Raw genomic sequence first — 16,367 nt, 5'->3', positions numbered from 1 at the left:
CGCCCTGGCAGCCGACCTCGGCGCCGGAGATCGAGGCATTATGCTTGGTGATTCCGCCCACGGCGGCGGCGGTCAGCAGGTAATCGCGCACCGCCTGCTGATCGGCACCGTCGTGGAACTGCAGCACATAGCGGATGGTGGCCGGAATAACGCCGGCGGCACCATTGGTCGGCGCGGTGACAACACGTCCGCCAACGGCGTTCTCCTCGTTGACGGCCATGGCGTAGACGCTCAGCCAGTCATTGGCGAGCAACGGATTGCGCCGGTTCTGCCGCCATTCTTCCTGCAGCTTGTCATGCAGGATCCGGGCGCGTCGGCGCACCTTCAGGCCGCCCGGCATGATGCCTTCGCCTGACAGGCCGCGATCGATGCAGCTGCTCATGGCGCTCCAGATGCGATCCAGGCCGGCGTCAAGATCCTGGCCCGACATGTGGGCCTCCTCATTGGCGCGCTTCATCTGCGCAATCGTCATTCCCGACCTTGCCGCCATATCGAGCATCTGTTTTGCAGTGCCGAAAGGATAGGGCACGGACTTGTCGACGGTTGCCTTGGTCTTGATCTTCATGGCTTCGAGTTCAGTGTCAGAGACGACAAAACCGCCGCCCACCGAATAATAGATCCTGCGCAGAAGCATCTTTCCGTCCCGGTCGAAGGCAGTGAACGCCATACCATTGGCGTGACCGGGCAAGGGTTGCTTCCTGTCAAAGACCAGATCCGTCGCCGGATCGAAATCATAGTCCGGATGACCGGGCGGGCTGATCTTTCGGCTGGTCTCGACGGATTTGACGATGTCATCCATCCGGTCCGGATCAACCTGATCCGGCAGTTCGCCGGTGAGGCCGAGCACGACCGCCCTGCCCGTTCCGTGACCGACCCCGGTGAAGGCCAGCGATCCGTGCAGGCTGACCTTGATCCCCGCGACACTTGCGCCGGCCGGACGCGGCCAATCGGTCCCGGCGATTTCATCGAGAAAACGCACCGCCGCGGACATCGGCCCCATGGTGTGGGAGCTCGACGGTCCGACGCCGATCTTGAAGACATCAAAGACTGAAAGGAACATGGTTCGCGGCTTCTCCGGTGAAGATGCCATCTTACATGCGCAGCGGCTGCAAGATCGTCAATTCCCCGACCTGCAATGCCGCGCAAACGATAGTGGCGCTGTCGTGCGATCAGCTTTGCAGACCGCAAAGAAAAGCAGCGCCGACCGGTCTGGTCAGGCGCTGCTTTGTCTCATTACAGGTTCGCTCAGATGCCGCCGAAAAGGTAGGCCAGTGCGAGAATTCCCGAAAACCCGATCACAGCACGGGCGGTAATGCCCCAGCAGGATTTTTGTACGGTGTCTTCCATGATGACTCCGGTTGATGTGGCGGTTTCAGGCCGCGTCATCCCTTAAGATTCGCTCAGCGCAGAGCCGGGTGTTTAACGAAGCGGTAATCTTTTCGCAACTGCAAAAGAGGCAATTCCGTGTCGCATTTTTCACAGCAGGCATTCGCTTTTCACATGGCTCTCATGAAATCAACGGCTTGCCGCGAAGTCCTCGAATCACACATGCATCCAGCTCCCACAATTCGACCACGAGAATTAAAAAATGGTTACCGGGCATAATCACGGAAGGCTTTGCCAAGCGGGCCGGACCATGCCAAAACCTCACCATGACAAACTATGATTATCTGGCGGTAGCATGGTTCGCGCTGTGCTGGATCGTGTTTTCGCTGGTGTCGAACAATCACCTGCCCGTCGGGCGGGTGAGCCTGTCAACCGCGATGAATCAGCACCGCAGACGCTGGATGGAGGTTGCGGCGCGGCGTGATCTGAGAATGATCGACACCGCGATCATGGCGGGACTGCAGAACGGCACCGCATTCTTCGCTTCGACCACGATTTTCGCCATCGGCGGATGTTTCGCGCTGTTGGGCGCGACCGATCGGGTGCTTGCGGTGGCCGGGGATTTGCCAATCCCACTGGTCTCCGACCCGGCGGCGTTTGAATTCAAGGTGTTCGGTCTGATCGGGATTTTCGCTTACGCGTTTTTCAAATTTGGCTGGTCCTACCGGCTGTTCAACTACACCTCGATCCTGTTCGGCGCGATTCCGATGAAAAGCGACGCGCCGGACAACTGGAGTGAACTGGAAGCCGCGGCTGACAGGGCGGCATCGCTGAATGTTCTGGCCGGACGGCATTTCAACGCCGGTCTCAGGGCCATCTTCCTGTCGATCGGGTTTCTCGGCTGGTTTGCCGGCCCCTGGGTGCTGATGGGCTCGACAACCCTGGTGATTCTGGTTCTGCTCAGGCGGCAATTCTTCTCAAACGCACGCTCCGCGATTCTCAAGGACACCATTATCCCGTGACACAATCCGAACCTCATGGACCTGGACCGATTCCGGGTCCGGCTGCGCTTCGCATGGCCATCCTCGATCTGCTGAATGCCGCTGGACCGGGCAAGAGCATTAGCCCTTTCGACGCCGCGCGCTCGCTGGTGGGATCGGACGAACGCCAGTGGAGCCGGCTGATGAAACCGCTGCGCGCCGTCGCGGTGGAACTTGCGAAGGCCGGCGAGATTGAAATCCGTCGCAAGGGGAAAGCCGTGGATCCGTCCGGGTTTCGCGGAGTCTATCGCCTTGCCCTGCCCGCCACTGAATCCGGCCAAGACACCGAATGAACCAGGTCCAAAGGTTGCGCGCGCCGACCCGGCTGGACATGGCGCTGATGTTGATGACCGCGCTGATCTGGGCGTCGGCTTTCGTGGCGATCCGCGTCGCGGTGCCTGACACCGGACCGGTATGGCTGGCGACGATCCGGGTCGGGCTGGGGTTCGCCGTGCTGCTGCCCTATGCAATCTGGCGCGGCATGGTGTGGCCGTCGTCGCAGCACCAATGGGTGCTGATCGGCGGAATGGCGGTGCTCAACATCGTGATCCCGTTTTCCCTGATCGCCTGGGCCGGAAAAACACTCGACGCCGGGGTACTGGCGCTGCTGATGGGGACCGGACCGTTTCTGGCGCTGATCGGCAGTCATGTCATGACCGACGACGACCGCCTGACGCCGAGAAAACTGGTCTCGGTCGGCCTCGGCTTTGCAGGCATTCTCATCGTGGTCGGACCCAGTGCGGTGGCGGGACTGGGCAGCGGCTCGCTGGAAGCCAAACTCGCCGCGCTTGGTGCATCGTTGTGTTATGTCACGGCCGGGCTTCTGATCCGCAAGATCGACTTGCCGCCAGTGCGTCTGGCCTGTCTGGCGCTGGGACTGGGTACGGCAGCGCTGGTTCCGATCGCGTTGATGACGGATGGCGCGCCGCCTTCAGGCTTGCCCCCCAAGACGATGGCGGCGCTTGTCTATCTCGGCGTGTTCCCCACCGGCCTCGCCTATATCATGCGTTTCCACCTGATCCGGGCCATCGGCTACACCCGGTTCTCGCTGTCGATCAACCTGGTACCGGTGTTTGGCGTGGCGCTCGGCGTGTTGCTCCTGGGTGAACCGCTTTCCCTCAGCCTGATTGCCGCACTGGCGCTGGTGCTGGCGGGACTGTTTGTCGCCGGAGGCGGAAAACCCCGACCGGCGTCTCAGGTAGTATCCCGGGCCGACGAAACCCCGTAGCCGCAAATTCAGTCTGCCGTGCAGGCGCCAGAGCCTTGGCTGGATTATCCGAGCCATATGGCTTTGAATGATGCATGCGGCTGTTCTTTTGCTAGGGTTAGGATGTGAGTCGGCGAACCCGGCTGAATGGCCCCAGGGAGATCGAGTTGATTGATACCGCCGGCAAGGGATTACCAACGCAAAAGGCCGGACGGCGCATCGAATTGCTGGACCTCGCGCGCGGCCTGGCGCTGTTTGCCATGGCAAGCTACCACTTTTCCTGGGATCTCGAGCAATTCGGCTACCTCGATTACGGCACGACCACGCAGGGGCTGTTCAAGGTTTACGCCAGGTCCATCGCAGGAAGCTTTCTGTTTCTGGCCGGCGTCAGCCTGATGCTGGCGCATGGCTCGAAGTGGCGACCGGCAGCCTTTCTAAAGCGCATGGTGGTGGTCGGCGGAGCCGCAGCACTGATCACGTTGGTCACGGTTTTCGCCACGCCCGACAGTTTCATCTTTTTCGGCATTCTGCATGCAATCGCCGCGGCCAGCCTGATCGGACTTGCCTTCCTGCGACTGCCGGGTGTGATCACCATTCTCGCCGGAGTGGCTTGCCTCGCCTTGCCCCAGTTCTATCGCGATGCATTTTTCAATACGCCATGGCTGTCCTGGACCGGACTGTTCACTGTTGCTCCGAAATCCAATGATTTTGTGCCGCTTATGCCTTGGCTCGGGCCGTTTCTCATCGGCATGGGCTGCACAAGGATCGCTGTTTCAACCGGGCTGACCGGCTGGCTTGCCACAATCGGCACCGGCAACAATTTTGCATCAGGCGCCACACGGTTTTCCGGACGTCACAGTCTGGCCTTTTATCTGGTGCATCAACCGGTGCTGCTGGCTCTGGTCTGGATTGCCTCATACATCACGCCACCGGAGCCGGTTGATCCGTTGCCCAGGTTCATTTCGGAGTGCGAAGCGGGATGCGGTGGCGACAACAGTGCCGAGTTCTGTACCCGATTTTGCGGTTGCGTCACCGATGAGTTGCTTTCCAGGGAAATGCTTACTCCCTTCATCAAGGGGGACATTACCCCCGACACGGATCAGAGAATTGCGGCCATCGCCGAGCAATGCACGGCGTTGTCTGCCAAGCCGTAAGCCATTATCGTGTCAAACCATAATGAGCTGTGGCCCGCTGTATTTGAGGAGCCAATCCGCATGAACGCCTACCGGGCGAGACCGAATTACATTCCCTGGCCACCGATACTGCTTGTCGGACTGACAGTGGTGGCGATTGGGCTGAACCTGGTGGCGCCGATGACGCTGGCGTTTACCGGAGTGCGGACATTAGGGGCAGCACTGCTTGTTGTGGCGCTGGCTATCGACCTGTGGACCATGAAAACGCTGCACGAAGCCCACACCACCATTTTGCCGAACCGGGGATCGAGCCATCTCGTCACCTACGCCGCGTTCAGCTACAGCCGCAACCCGATCTATGTCGCCAACATGGTGTTGATGATCGGGATGGGCCTTTTTTCGATGAATGCGTGGTTCTTGCCGCTGGCAGTCGTCGACGGGATCCTGACGCATTTTCTCGCGGTCAGGCGCGAGGAAAATCATCTCATCGCCAAGTTCGGCTATCAGTTCGAAAGCTATTGCCGCAAGGTCCGGCGCTGGATCTAGAGTCGCGCGGGGACGCGACCGGGCTCAGGTGTTGACGCCGATTTCGGCGAGACGGTTGAGGCAGGATTCCTCGATGTTGTCGAGTTCGATCAGCGTTTCCTCGATATCCCTGCGCTTCTGGCGCAGGCTCTCGCGTTTTTCCTCGACCTTGCGCATCAGCAGCCGCAATTGTCCGGCCTCACCCGGCGGATCCCTGTAGACCTGGATGATCTCGCGGATCTCGGCGATGGTGAAGCCGATGCGGCGGCCCCGCAGGATTTCCTGAATCAGCCTCCGGTCGGCGGAACGGAACAGACGGGTTCTGCCGCGGCGTTCGGGATGGATCAGCCCCTCGTCCTCGTAAAACCGCAAGGTCCGCGTTGAAATGCCGAATTCGCGAGTCAACTCGGTGATGGTGTAATACTTGTCCAATTGCGGATCATTCCTGCAAATGCCGGGATACTTACTCTTACGTATAAGTCAATATTTTCTCTGTGACCACCGGCCGCGCCGGTAATTCACGCAAACGACAACCACCAGCCGGCCAGACCGAGAAACGCGAAAAACCCGACGACATCGGTCACGGTGGTGACGAACACCGCCGAGGCAATCGCCGGATCGGCGCCGATCTTGTCGAGAAGCAGCGGCAATAAAATGCCGGCAAGCGCTGCCGCAAGCATGTTGATCACCATGGCTGCGCCGATAATGCCTCCCAGTCCGGGGCTGGCGAACCATCCGCCGGCGACGACGCCTATGATGACCGCGAACAGCAGGCCGTTGATCATGCCGACGGCTGCTTCACGCCGGATAATGCGGCCGGCATTGTAGATGTCGATATCGCGCGTCGCCAGGGCGCGCACGGTAACGGTCATGGTCTGCGTGCCGGCATTGCCGCCCATCGAGGCCACGATCGGCATCAGCACCGCCAGCGCCACCATCTGCTCAATGGTGGCGTCAAACAGGCTGATCACCGCGGACGCCAGAATGGCTGTGCCGAGATTGATCAGCAGCCAGCTGAAGCGCGAGCGCACGGTCGACATGATGTTGTCGGAAAGCTCTTCGTCGCCCACACCGCCGAGCCGCTTGATGTCTTCATCGGCTTCCTGGTGAATAACGTCGACCACGTCATCAATTGTCAGCACGCCGACAAGCCGCTCGTTCTCGTCGACCACGGCAGCGGAAAGAAGGTCATACTGTTCAAACAGTTGAGCTGCTTCCTCCTGATCCATTTCGGCATCGATGCGATACCGCGTCTCGTCCATCACATCCTCGATGCGGACCAGGCGCTTGGTGCGCAAAATACGGTCAAGGTCAACGGACCCGACCAGCTTGAAGGTCGGGTCGATGACAAATATCTGGCTGAAACTGTCGGGCAGATCTTCTTCGTCGCGCATGTAGTCGATGGTCTGGCCAACCGTCCAGAACGGCGGAACGGCGACAAATTCCGTCTGCATGCGCCGGCCGGCAGTGTCTTCCGGATAGTCGAGCGAGCGGCGCAACCGCACCCGTTCGGTGAACGGTAGCGCGGCCAGGATTTCCTTCTGGTCGGCCTCGTCAAGGTCTTCGAGAATGTAGACCGCGTCATCGGAATCAAGTTCGCCCAGGGCCTCGGCGATTTTGGCATTGGGCAGCGCTTCGATGATCTCGAGGCGGATGGCTTCGTCGACTTCGGTCAGCGCGGCAAAATCGAAATCATCGCCAAGCAGAGAGACCAGCGCGTGGCGTTGCGCCGAGTTGATCGACTCCAGCAGATCGCCGAGTTCCGATTCATGCAGGCGAACCACATGGTCGCGCAGGAACAGCGTGTCCCGGTCGGCAATCGCGGCGCCAATCGCAGTCAGATAGTCCTGCCGGATCGAGCCATCCTCGCCATAAATCTCGTCATGGTCCATCACATCGGACGCCGGAGGCGTGATGATGTCTTCGTCGCGGTCGGCGGGATCGGTCATGGCCATGTCTCGCGGATGGAGTGTGTCAGCCTCAGGCGGCAGACAGGTTTCAGGTGTGGACGGCGTGGGACATCATAGTGATTTAGCTGATGCTTACCAATCGTCGCCGGCGCCTATTCCCACAGAACTCTGTGTTTAATTCAAGCCAGAGCGGAAGGACAGGCGTTTTTTGGCAGCAACCGCTTGCCATCATACTCATCGGGCAACACATGCCCGGAGCCGCGCGCGACAAGTGCCGCCGAACCAGGGTAGAACCGTTGGACATTTCCAGTCCAAAGCTTGCGCGAAACTTGTGTCGATATCGAAGCTTGTGGACATCCGGTCAAGAATCACTGAATTTTGGTGAGACAGTAAAAAGTCAGCCCAGTAATGCAGTCGCGTGATTTAAGTTCATATGGCATCAACTCCTGTCAGGACGCACAAATGACCCATGCAATTCGACTGGCGAATCTCCAGAAAGTCCATTCCGAAACAGAATCCGAGATTGTTCGACTGGCGTCGGACCCGAACACTCCAAATCGTCACAAGCAACTGATCTATGGGTGCTTGAACAACATGTGCCAGATCTCGGCCCGTCTTTTCGGCGATCTGTCTTCCAAGCCCGGCAATTACGACCTGCTTGAACAGGCGGCTGAACTTGACCGGGCGCTGTTGCAATTGCGCAGCCTTGTGGGAAGCCATATTTCAGTGAGGCTGCAGCAAGCGGCCTAGGAAGCGGTTCTGCCTGCAACCAGGTTCACGGCGGTGTTCATGCCTGTGCAAAGCCTTGTCGTGCGCAACTTCGCGCGCGGCAAGCATTTCTCGCAGGCCTGCCGTTGCTACCGGTCTCTGGCTGTTTCCGGGTCATTTGAGCCAACAGAATGCGTCGTATTCATCGTGTGATACGCTAGAATGCGAAACTCCTGGTTCAGGCAACAATGACGCCGACGGCATCCTTTCCCGAGCACCGAGGCAGCCGTTGCGGAGCCAGTTTGAGAATGGTTTCCAGGCCGCAATTGCCGCGCACGAGATCCTCGAGGGTGACCAGATCGAGTTCGTGATAAAACGCTTCCACCGCACGGATGATGAAGCCACGCAACCGGCACTCGGCGGTCAGCGGACAGGTATTGTCATCGCCCGCGAAACATTCGGCGAAAGGAACCACCGATTCGAAAATCCTGAAAACCCGTCCAATACTGATGTCGCGCGGCTTGCGGCCAAGTTGCAACCCGCCTGTCCGGCCACGCAAGGTCTCGACAAAGCCGTGTTGCCGGAGTTGATGAATGACATGTCCGATATGATTGCCAGATGCATTGCAGGCCTCGGCGATATCGGAAGACCTGACCACCCGGCCTTCATTGACAGCGCAAAACATCAGCACTCGAGTGGCAAGATTTGTTTTGATGGTCAGGCGCATGGGATGGTTCCAGTAGGCAATGAAGAACCGTTCACTTATACGGCCTGTATCTGGAGCGGGTTGATTCAGATCACGTAAAAACGCTTTTCAAGCAGATAACACGCATCCCGGAAGCAACTTTGCAGGCGAAAATGGCGCAACAATCCGATCCGGCCCCCAAGGCAGACGAGCACGCGCTGACTGAATTGATGAACGCTTCAGGCCCCAAGGTGCGTCTTGCCTCGGCACTCACCGCGCTGTCATCCCTGATCTGGCCGCTGCAGGCCGGGCTTGTGGCTGTGGCAATTGCCGGGCTGCTTTCCACACAATCGGGCCCTGGTCCGGTTGTCTCGACCGCGATATTCGCAGTCCTTGGCCTTGTGCGGGCAGTGCTGAGCTATCATGCGGAAGGATTGCTGTTTGACGCAGCAACGACAATCGTCACGCAAGCGCGCGAGGAAATCGTTGGCCGAGAAATGCGGACCACAGGCAGCGGCAACGCCGGATCGATCGCGGCGCTGGCGAGCGAAAAGCTTGATCTGCTGGCGCCCTATATAACCCGCTATGCCCCGGCGCGGGCGCGCGTGATCAGCCTGCCGCTGATCATTCTGGCGCTGAGCTTCTGGTTTTCCTGGTCCGTGGGGCTGGTCCTGCTTGTCACCGGCCCGCTGATTCCTGTGTTCATGGCGCTGATAGGCGTGGCCGCGAAAGACGCAAGCCGACGGCAACTGGCTGACGTCGGCTCACTCAACGATCTGCTGATCGAACGGCTTTCAGCACTTGTCGACCTCAGGCTGCTTGACGCCGCGCCAGCGGTGATATCGGATTTTGCCGACGGCGCCGACCGGCTCAGGGCCAGGACGATGAACGTGCTGCGGATCGCCTTCCTGTCCTCGACCGTGCTGGAGCTGTTCTCCGCGATCGGTGTGGCCATGGTCGCGGTCTATGTCGGCTTTGCGCTGCTCGGCGCGCTAGAATTCGGCTCCTACGGAGCATTGATCAGCCCTGCTGCCGGAATCTTCCTGCTGCTGCTGGCTCCGGACTTTTATCAGCCGTTGCGGGATCTGTCGGCGGCCTGGCACGACAAGGCGGCAGCGCTGGCGGTCGCAGGCGAACTGGCCGCGTGGCGGTCCGGTACGCAGCCACCGCTTTTGGGCCGGGGTGCGGCGGCGGGAAAATTGGCGGGGCCCGCACGGATTGAGCTGCATGGCGTCACTGTTCAAACCGGCATCCATCCGATTCGCTACCCGGACATCACCATCGGCGCGGGTGAAACCGTTGCGCTGATGGGCCCTTCGGGTGCCGGCAAGACCACGTTGTTGCGACTGATTGCCGGTTTGTCGGAACCGGATGAGGGACAAATCACCGTGGCAGGGCGAAAGCTCGACACAGAAACTGCGGATGCCTGGCGGGCACGGTTGGGCTGGATGCCGCAGGCACCGCATTTTCTCAACACGAGCCTTGCGCACAACATCAGCCTTGACCAACCTGGCGATCTGGACGGCGCACTGCGCGCCGCGGCCGTCGAGGCGGTGGTCGAGGCGCTGCCCGGCGGAAACCAGGCGCATCTGGGTGAAACCGGCGGCGGGCTGTCGGGAGGCGAGGCCCGCCGTATCACCCTGGCCCGGGCGTTCTTCGCCCTCCCCGATATCCTGCTTGCCGACGAGCCAACCGCCGACCTGGATGCTGCCACGGCCGAAACGGTGATGGCCGGGCTCGCCGCATTCGCCAGGCAAGGCCGCACCCTGATCGTCGCAACCCATGACCCGGTGCTCGCCGCGCGCATGGACCGGACCATCCTGATTGGTGGCAAGCCATGATCGCCTTGTGGCGCATTTTCCGACTGATCCTGCGGGATCAGCAGACTGCGCTGATGCGCGGCGCGATCTTGAGTCTTGTCGTGCTCATTGCCGGCATCGCGCTTCTGGGGCTTTCGGGCTGGTTCATCACCGCTGCCGCAGCCGCCGGACTGGCGGGTATGGGGGCGGTTTTCGATGTGTTCCGGCCCTCGGCGATGGTGCGCTTTCTGGCGCTTGGCCGCACCGCCGCACGTTATGGCGAGCGCATGCTCACCCATGACGCAACGCTCAAGGCCCTTACCTCGATCAGGGTACGGCTTCTCGCCGCCACCGCGTCCGCCCGCTATGACGTGCTTGTGCGGTTGCGCGGACCGCAAGCGCTGAACCGGTTGATGGCGGATGTCGATGCGCTCGACGGCGTGCCCTTGCGGCTGATCCTGCCGGTTGCGGCCGGTATTCTCGCCCAGATCATCACCTTCGCCGCGCTGTGGTGGCTGGTCGATCCGAGCGTCGCGCTCTGGATCGCGGCAGGTTTTGTAGCAGGCTCAGCTTTCGTGTTTTACCGCGCCGGCCGCAACGCCTCCCTCGCCTCGGGCAATGAAGAGGAGGCGGCTCAGGCGTTTCGCTCCGGGTTCATCGATCTGATCCGGGCACGCGCCGATCTGGCAGTTTACGGCCGGTTGGCGCACCAGGGCGAGACGGTGCTCGCAACCGATGCCGGGCGGCAACGCGACCGCGCCAGGCTCAACCGCATCGAACGCCGCGCCGGCCTTGCGCTGTCGCTCATCGGCACAATCGCGGCGGCGGGAGCGCTTGCCCTGGGCATGACCCTTGCGCAGGCCGGGACCATTACACCGGCTCTGGCCGCGATCGGCTTTTTCGCGGCGCTGGCGCTGATGGAGACGATTGCGCCGCTGCGCCGGGCAATGGCCGATATCGGCCGTATGGCTGTCGCCGCCCGGCGGGTCGATGAAAGCTTGTCGGCGGTGACGGCTGCGCGCCAAGGCACGGCCCACGGTATCGGTGCAAATTTGCGGATCGAAGATCTGTCGTTCCGCCGCGACACGGCTGCGCGACCGGTTCTGGACGGAGTGACGCTGAGCGTTTCGGCAGGAGAAAGCCTCGCCATCGCGGGACCAAGCGGATCCGGCAAGAGCACATTGCTGCTTCTTGTCGCCGGGCTTTTGTCTCCGACCGACGGGCGGATCATGCTCGGGTCCTTGCCGCTTGAAAACTGGGAGGAAAGGAAATTGCGCGCCACTGTCATGCTGGTGGCACAACGCAGCGCGCTGATGGCCGGCACCGTCGGCGAGGCCTTGCGGCTTGCAGACCATGACGCCAGCGACAGCGAGCTCTGGCGAGTGCTGGAGGCGGTTGCACTGGGAGAGGTCATCCGCGCCAGGGGCGGGCTGGATTTCCGGTTGGGGCCATCGGGATCGGGTTTTTCGGGCGGCGAAGCGCGGCGTCTGGTTCTGGCCCGCGCCCTGTTGCGGCGACCAGAATTGCTCCTGCTTGACGAACCAACCGAAGGTCTGGATCATGTCACTGCGCTGGCGGTTCTTCAGGGGATCCGGTCCTATCTGCCCGAAGCGGCAATCGTGACCGCATCGCATCGCGTGGTCGAAACCCAGTGGGCCGACCACGTCATGACACTCGATAGGCCCGAAGCGATGGTGATACATTGCCGCTGAATTGTCTGGCGCGCCGAAAAGCCGCATCTGCAATGCGGCTTAATTGATCCATATCAATGATGCTTGCCCTCTCCGGGCATATTTACGTGTCTTTATATATGTTTCCGGGACTTTTCCTGTCCCGGGTCCAAGGAGCGCAATCAATGGAATTCGGGATCGTCGAGCTGTCACGGCTGCAATTTGCCGCCACAGCCATGTATCATTTCCTGTTCGTGCCGCTGACGTTGGGTCTTTCCATTCTCGTCGCCATCATGGAGACGGTCTATGTGATGACCGATCGGCCCATCTGGCGGCAGATGACAAAATTCTGGGGCCTGTTGTTCGGTATCAATTTCGCCCTCGGGGTCGCTACCGGCATCACCATGGAGTTTCAGTTCGGCATGAACTGGAGCTATTTCAGCCACTATGTCGGCGACATCTTCGGTGCCCCGTTGGCCCTTGAAGGCTTGATGGCGTTCTTTCTCGAGGCGACTTTTGTCGGGCTGTTCTTCTTTGGCTGGGACAAGCTGAGCAAGGTGGCGCATCTGACCGTTGCCTGGCTGGTGGCGATCGGATCGAATTTCTCGGCACTGTGGATCCTGATCGCCAATGGCTGGATGCAGAACCCGGTTGGCGCCCAGTTCAATCCGATGACCATGCGCATGGAAATGACCGATTTCTACGCAGTTCTGTTCAATGAGGTTGCGCAAGCGAAATTCGTGCACACCGTGTCAGCCGGATACGTGACCGCGTCGGTCTTTGTGCTTGGTGTCTCGGCCTGGTACCTGCTGCGCGGACGCCATATCGAATTGGCCCGGCGCTCGATCACGGTGGCCGCGGCATTCGGGCTGGCATCGGCTTTCTCGGTCGTGCTGCTGGGCGACGAATCCGGTTACAGCGCGACGCACAGCCAGAAAATGAAACTGGCTGCAATCGAAGGCATGTGGGAAACCGAGCCGGCTCCTGCAGCCTTTACCGCCTTCGGATTTCCCGATCAGCAAGCCCGGGAAACCCATTACGCCATCCATATCCCCTATGTGATGGGGTTGATCGGCACCCGCTCGCTGACCACGCCGATACCGGGCATCGAAGAGCTCGAGCGCCAGGCTGAAACCCGCATCCGCTTCGGCCTGATTGCCTATGACGCGCTGATGCATATCCGTGAAGCGCGCGACAATGCCGATCCGGCCGAGACCGCCAGGTTCGAGGCGCATTCGGCCGATCTCGGTTTTGCGTTTCTGCTGAAGAAGTATGTCGAGGATCCGCGTCAGGCAACGCCCGAGCAAATCGTGCAGGCCGCCAATGACACCATCCCGACCGTCTGGCCATTGTTCTGGGCGTTCCGGATCATGGTGGCGCTGGGCTTCGGCTTTATCGCGACGATGGCCTATTTCTTCTGGCGCGCCTCGTTCAAGGGCATGAATTTTCCACGCCCGGCCCTGCACCTGGCAGTCTGGATGATCCCTGCGCCCTGGATCGCCGCCGAACTGGGCTGGTTTGTCGCCGAGTATGGCCGGCAGCCATGGACCGTGGACGGTGTGCTTCCGACAGCCATGTCGGTCTCGGCGCTGTCAATGACCGAGGTGGCGCTGACACTTGCCGGATTTGTCATTTTCTACACGGTCCTGTTCGTGATCGAGATGGGACTGATGCTGAAATACATCCGCAAGGGTCCTTTTGAGGATGTCGAGGAAACCGACGCCTGGATCCTCAGACACCAAGAACGGCTGACCGGCCGGCGCAATGCCGACGCCAACGCCATGCCAGCGGAGTAAGACCCATGATCCTGCATAATCTTATCGACTATGACGTTCTGCGCCTGATCTGGTGGGGGTTGCTTGGCGTTCTGCTGATCGGCTTCGCGCTCACCGACGGGTTCGACATGGGTGTGGGCGCATTGCTGCCCTTCGTTGCGAAGACCGATGTCGAGCGCCGCGTTGCAATCAACACCGTGGGTCCGGTCTGGGAAGGCAACCAGGTCTGGTTCATTCTCGGCGGCGGCGCGATCTTCGCTGCATGGCCACCGCTTTACGCAGTCTCGTTCTCGGGCTTCTATCTGGCGATGTTCGTCGTGCTGGCAGCCTTCATCGTGCGGCCGGTGGCGTTCAAGTACCGCTCCAAGCGCGATGACGCGCGCTGGCGGGCGAGATGGGACTGGGCGCTGTTTGCCAGTGGCGCCATCCCTGCCCTGTTGTTCGGCGTCGCGGTCGGCAATGTGATGCAGGGTGTGCCATTCCATTTCACCGATGACCTGCACACGATCTACCAGGGCGCCTGGTACGCAAAGTTCATCGGCCTGCTCGATCCGTTCTCGCTGCTGGCCGGCGTTGTGTCGCTGTCGATGCTGGTGATGCATGGCGGCGCCTGGCTGACCCTGAAAGCGGAAGGCAATGTTCGCGACCGCGCCCGCCGTTTCGGCTCCATCGCTGCCCTGATTGCGGTTGCGACCTACCTGCTGGCCGGCGTCTGGATGGCGTTCGGCATTGAAGGCTACCGGATTGTCGGCGACTACATGACCACCGGTCCGTCAAACCCGCTGCATTTCGAAGTCGAGAAGACCGCGAGCTGGCTGATCGCCTATTCGGTCCGCCCCTGGATCGCCATCGCTCCCATAATGGGTATTCTTGGCGGTCTGCTGACGTTTCTCGGTCTGCGCGTGGGACGTGAAGTCTCGACGCTGCTGTTTTCCAAGATGGCAATCCTCGGCGTGATCTCATCTGTCGGATTGACGATGTTTCCGTTCATCATGCCCTCGTCGTCCGATCCGCGCTCGTCGCTGACAGTGTGGAACAGCTCGTCATCCCACCTGACCCTGTTCGTCATGCTGGTGTCGACCGTGATCTTCATGCCGCTGATCCTGGCCTACACGGCGTGGGTCTACAAAGTGCTGTGGGGCAAGGTCACCGAGGCCGACGTCTCCGACAATTCTCACTCCGTCTACTGATCAGGAGGATCAAGATATGTGGTATTTCGCCTGGTTGCTGGGTCTACCGCTGGCCGCAATGTTTGCCGTCGTCAACGCCATGTGGCTCGAATTGCAGGAAGACAATCGCAGAATCAATGATCAGGCAAGCAGCGTCGAGCGCTGAGACCTGCCACATACCAAAACGAAAGGGCGCGGCATTGTTGCGGCGCCCTTTGCCCTTGCGCCAACCGGTCGCTTGTGCAAACCGGGCAACTCTACAGGCTGCAAACCCTGATGCGATCACACCAGCCGTAACCAACCGGAAAACATCCAACAAGTTCAATCACAACGGTTCGCAAGGCACAAAAAAACCCGCCGAAGCGGGTGTTTTATGGTGCGGTCGAGAAGACTCGAACTTCCACGGGTTTAACCCCACAGCGACCTCAACGCTGCGCGTCTACCAATTCCGCCACGACCGCACGTGGTAGAGCCGAAACCTGTCCGGCGCGCTGCATGTAGCAAATGGTCATGCGCTGCACAAGCGCCTTCATCGCAAAAATGACGCTGTTCCAACAGAGACTTTCAAAGCCGGATTTTGCTGTGCCGGCTACCTGCCGGTGGCTGGCATTGATGGCGCCGTCAGCTGCAGGGTTTGCCAGCCTGTTTCCTTTGAGCGCAAACGGTTCTAGAGAGGAGCCATGAACCAGCGTGACACTCTTGAAACCCGCTTTTTCCCGCAGGACGGCAGCCCACCCGTCAGATGGCGCATATCGGAAGGGCTGACCCCCTACCCTGATGCCGTGGCGCTGATGGAGGCGGAAGCCGAACGCATCGCCGCTGGCCAGTGCGATGAACTGGTCTGGCTTGTCGAGCATCCGCCGCTCTATACCGCGGGCACCAGCGCCAAGGCAGAGGATCTGGTGACTCCGGACCGGTTCGAGGTGCATCAGACCGGCCGCGGCGGAGAATACACCTATCATGGCCCCGGCCAGCGGGTCGCCTATGTGATGCTTGACCTCAAGCGCCGCCGGCAGGATGTGCGCGCCTTTGTTTCCGCCATGGAAGCGGTGATCATCGCCACGCTCGCGAGCATGAATGTCACCGGCGAAAGGCGTGAGGACCGGGTGGGGGTGTGGGTGCGCAGGCCCGACAAGCCACGGCTTGGCGACGGATCGATGGCCGAGGACAAGATCGCGGCCATCGGCATCCGCTTGCGCAAATGGGTGAGCTTTCACGGCTTGGCGATGAACGTGGATCCGGATCTCGAGCATTTCTCCGGAATCGTGCCTTGCGGCGTGCGCCTGCACGGCGTGACCAGCCTGGTGGACCTGGGCCTGCCCATCCCCATGCACGAGGCCGATATCAGGTTGCGGGACGCGTTTGAAACAGTGTTCGGTCCGACCCGGGACGACCGGCCGGCCTGACCTCACGCAAATCG

16 protein-coding genes and 1 tRNA gene are annotated in these 16,367 nt (G+C 60.6%); 12 read left to right on the top strand and 5 right to left on the bottom strand.

Annotated elements, in window-relative coordinates; translation table 11 throughout:
• The coding region (locus ABJN75_RS15460; protein ID WP_348440473.1) for an L-serine ammonia-lyase at positions 1-1,060 on the bottom strand (1,060 nt) is incomplete at its 3' end.
• A 592-nt stretch (positions 1,061-1,652) separates the two neighbouring features.
• Here ABJN75_RS15460 and ABJN75_RS15455 point away from each other — a divergent pair.
• From ABJN75_RS15455 to ABJN75_RS15435, 5 genes are all read left to right on the top strand, one after another.
• Positions 1,653-2,348: a DUF599 family protein gene (locus ABJN75_RS15455; protein ID WP_348440472.1), complete on the top strand. Its 696-nt coding sequence runs from the start codon at positions 1,653-1,655 to the stop codon at positions 2,346-2,348.
• Between the two features lie 53 nt (positions 2,349-2,401).
• Positions 2,402-2,659: a DUF3253 domain-containing protein gene (locus ABJN75_RS15450; RefSeq protein ID WP_348440471.1), complete on the top strand. Its 258-nt coding sequence runs from the start codon at positions 2,402-2,404 to the stop codon at positions 2,657-2,659.
• The gene (locus ABJN75_RS15445) at positions 2,656-3,594 is read left to right on the top strand and encodes a DMT family transporter (protein WP_348440470.1); all 939 of its coding nucleotides are present in this window, start codon (positions 2,656-2,658) and stop codon (positions 3,592-3,594) included. The genes ABJN75_RS15450 and ABJN75_RS15445 overlap by 4 nt, the downstream gene beginning before the upstream one ends.
• Before the next feature lie 146 nt (positions 3,595-3,740).
• A complete protein-coding gene (locus tag ABJN75_RS15440) occupies positions 3,741-4,727 on the top strand; it encodes a heparan-alpha-glucosaminide N-acetyltransferase (protein ID WP_348440469.1) in 987 nt (328 codons plus the stop codon).
• 60 nt (positions 4,728-4,787) lie between these two features.
• Positions 4,788-5,252, top strand: a complete 465-nt coding sequence (locus ABJN75_RS15435; RefSeq protein WP_348440468.1) for an isoprenylcysteine carboxylmethyltransferase family protein — start codon at positions 4,788-4,790, stop codon at positions 5,250-5,252.
• Between the two features lie 24 nt (positions 5,253-5,276).
• On the opposite strand, the gene ABJN75_RS15430 is transcribed toward ABJN75_RS15435, so the two are convergent.
• A complete protein-coding gene (locus ABJN75_RS15430) occupies positions 5,277-5,663 on the bottom strand; it encodes a MerR family DNA-binding transcriptional regulator (RefSeq protein ID WP_348440467.1) in 387 nt (128 codons plus the stop codon).
• Positions 5,664-5,749: 86 nt separating this feature from the next.
• Positions 5,750-7,123: a magnesium transporter gene (gene mgtE, locus ABJN75_RS15425; protein ID WP_348440475.1), complete on the bottom strand. Its 1,374-nt coding sequence runs from the start codon at positions 7,121-7,123 to the stop codon at positions 5,750-5,752.
• A gap of 480 nt (positions 7,124-7,603) precedes the next feature.
• On the opposite strand from mgtE, the gene ABJN75_RS15420 reads away from it, so the two are divergent.
• Positions 7,604-7,891: a hypothetical protein gene (locus ABJN75_RS15420; RefSeq protein WP_348440466.1), complete on the top strand. Its 288-nt coding sequence runs from the start codon at positions 7,604-7,606 to the stop codon at positions 7,889-7,891.
• A gap of 196 nt (positions 7,892-8,087) precedes the next feature.
• Here ABJN75_RS15420 and ABJN75_RS15415 read toward each other — a convergent pair whose 3' ends face one another.
• Positions 8,088-8,576 carry an Rrf2 family transcriptional regulator gene (locus tag ABJN75_RS15415; RefSeq protein ID WP_348440465.1) on the bottom strand — a complete coding sequence of 163 codons (489 nt, stop codon included), beginning with the start codon at positions 8,574-8,576 and terminating at the stop codon, positions 8,088-8,090.
• A gap of 131 nt (positions 8,577-8,707) precedes the next feature.
• On the opposite strand from ABJN75_RS15415, the gene cydD reads away from it, so the two are divergent.
• The 5 genes from cydD (at position 8,708) to cydX (ending at position 15,113) form a co-directional block, all read left to right on the top strand.
• Complete coding sequence (gene cydD / locus ABJN75_RS15410) at positions 8,708-10,375, top strand: thiol reductant ABC exporter subunit CydD (protein ID WP_348440464.1); 1,668 nt, start codon at positions 8,708-8,710, stop codon at positions 10,373-10,375.
• Positions 10,372-12,045 (top strand): thiol reductant ABC exporter subunit CydC, encoded by a 1,674-nt coding sequence (cydC, locus tag ABJN75_RS15405; RefSeq protein ID WP_348440463.1) that lies wholly within the window; start codon positions 10,372-10,374, stop codon positions 12,043-12,045. Before cydD ends, cydC begins: the two co-directional genes overlap by 4 nt.
• Positions 12,046-12,188: 143 nt before the next feature.
• Positions 12,189-13,799: a cytochrome ubiquinol oxidase subunit I gene (locus ABJN75_RS15400; protein WP_348440462.1), complete on the top strand. Its 1,611-nt coding sequence runs from the start codon at positions 12,189-12,191 to the stop codon at positions 13,797-13,799.
• Positions 13,800-13,804: 5 nt separating this feature from the next.
• Entirely contained in the window at positions 13,805-14,968 is a 1,164-nt protein-coding gene (gene cydB, locus ABJN75_RS15395) for a cytochrome d ubiquinol oxidase subunit II (RefSeq protein ID WP_348440461.1), read from the top strand.
• A 16-nt stretch (positions 14,969-14,984) separates the two neighbouring features.
• A complete protein-coding gene (gene cydX / locus ABJN75_RS15390; RefSeq protein ID WP_348440460.1) occupies positions 14,985-15,113 on the top strand; it encodes a cytochrome bd-I oxidase subunit CydX in 129 nt (42 codons plus the stop codon).
• A gap of 208 nt (positions 15,114-15,321) precedes the next feature.
• Here the strand turns inward: cydX and ABJN75_RS15385 are convergent.
• Positions 15,322-15,408: transfer RNA gene (locus ABJN75_RS15385), tRNA-Leu, on the bottom strand.
• 219 nt (positions 15,409-15,627) lie between these two features.
• Between ABJN75_RS15385 and lipB the strand changes: the two genes are divergently transcribed.
• Entirely contained in the window at positions 15,628-16,353 is a 726-nt protein-coding gene (lipB, locus tag ABJN75_RS15380) for a lipoyl(octanoyl) transferase LipB (protein ID WP_348440459.1), read from the top strand.
• The last annotated feature ends 14 nt before the right edge of the window (positions 16,354-16,367 follow it).

This window comes from Hoeflea sp. (genome assembly GCF_039975035.1).
Lineage (GTDB): Bacteria > Pseudomonadota > Alphaproteobacteria > Rhizobiales > Rhizobiaceae > Hoeflea.
Note: the sequence above shows the minus strand (reverse complement) of the source record. Positions and strands in the feature narration are given on the sequence as shown.

Coding starts and splice junctions, on each gene's coding strand:
- ABJN75_RS15450 (WP_348440471.1), top strand. CDS start 2,402: ATGGCCATCCTCGATCTGCTGAATGCCGCTGGACCGGGCAAGAGCATT.
- ABJN75_RS15455 (WP_348440472.1), top strand. CDS start 1,653: ATGACAAACTATGATTATCTGGCGGTAGCATGGTTCGCGCTGTGCTGG.
- ABJN75_RS15415 (WP_348440465.1), bottom strand. CDS start 8,576: ATGCGCCTGACCATCAAAACAAATCTTGCCACTCGAGTGCTGATGTTT.
- ABJN75_RS15445 (WP_348440470.1), top strand. CDS start 2,656: ATGAACCAGGTCCAAAGGTTGCGCGCGCCGACCCGGCTGGACATGGCG.
- cydB (WP_348440461.1), top strand. CDS start 13,805: ATGATCCTGCATAATCTTATCGACTATGACGTTCTGCGCCTGATCTGG.
- ABJN75_RS15400 (WP_348440462.1), top strand. CDS start 12,189: ATGGAATTCGGGATCGTCGAGCTGTCACGGCTGCAATTTGCCGCCACA.
- cydD (WP_348440464.1), top strand. CDS start 8,708: ATGGCGCAACAATCCGATCCGGCCCCCAAGGCAGACGAGCACGCGCTG.
- ABJN75_RS15435 (WP_348440468.1), top strand. CDS start 4,788: ATGAACGCCTACCGGGCGAGACCGAATTACATTCCCTGGCCACCGATA.
- mgtE (WP_348440475.1), bottom strand. CDS start 7,123: ATGGACCATGACGAGATTTATGGCGAGGATGGCTCGATCCGGCAGGAC.
- cydX (WP_348440460.1), top strand. CDS start 14,985: ATGTGGTATTTCGCCTGGTTGCTGGGTCTACCGCTGGCCGCAATGTTT.
- ABJN75_RS15420 (WP_348440466.1), top strand. CDS start 7,604: ATGACCCATGCAATTCGACTGGCGAATCTCCAGAAAGTCCATTCCGAA.
- lipB (WP_348440459.1), top strand. CDS start 15,628: ATGAACCAGCGTGACACTCTTGAAACCCGCTTTTTCCCGCAGGACGGC.
- cydC (WP_348440463.1), top strand. CDS start 10,372: ATGATCGCCTTGTGGCGCATTTTCCGACTGATCCTGCGGGATCAGCAG.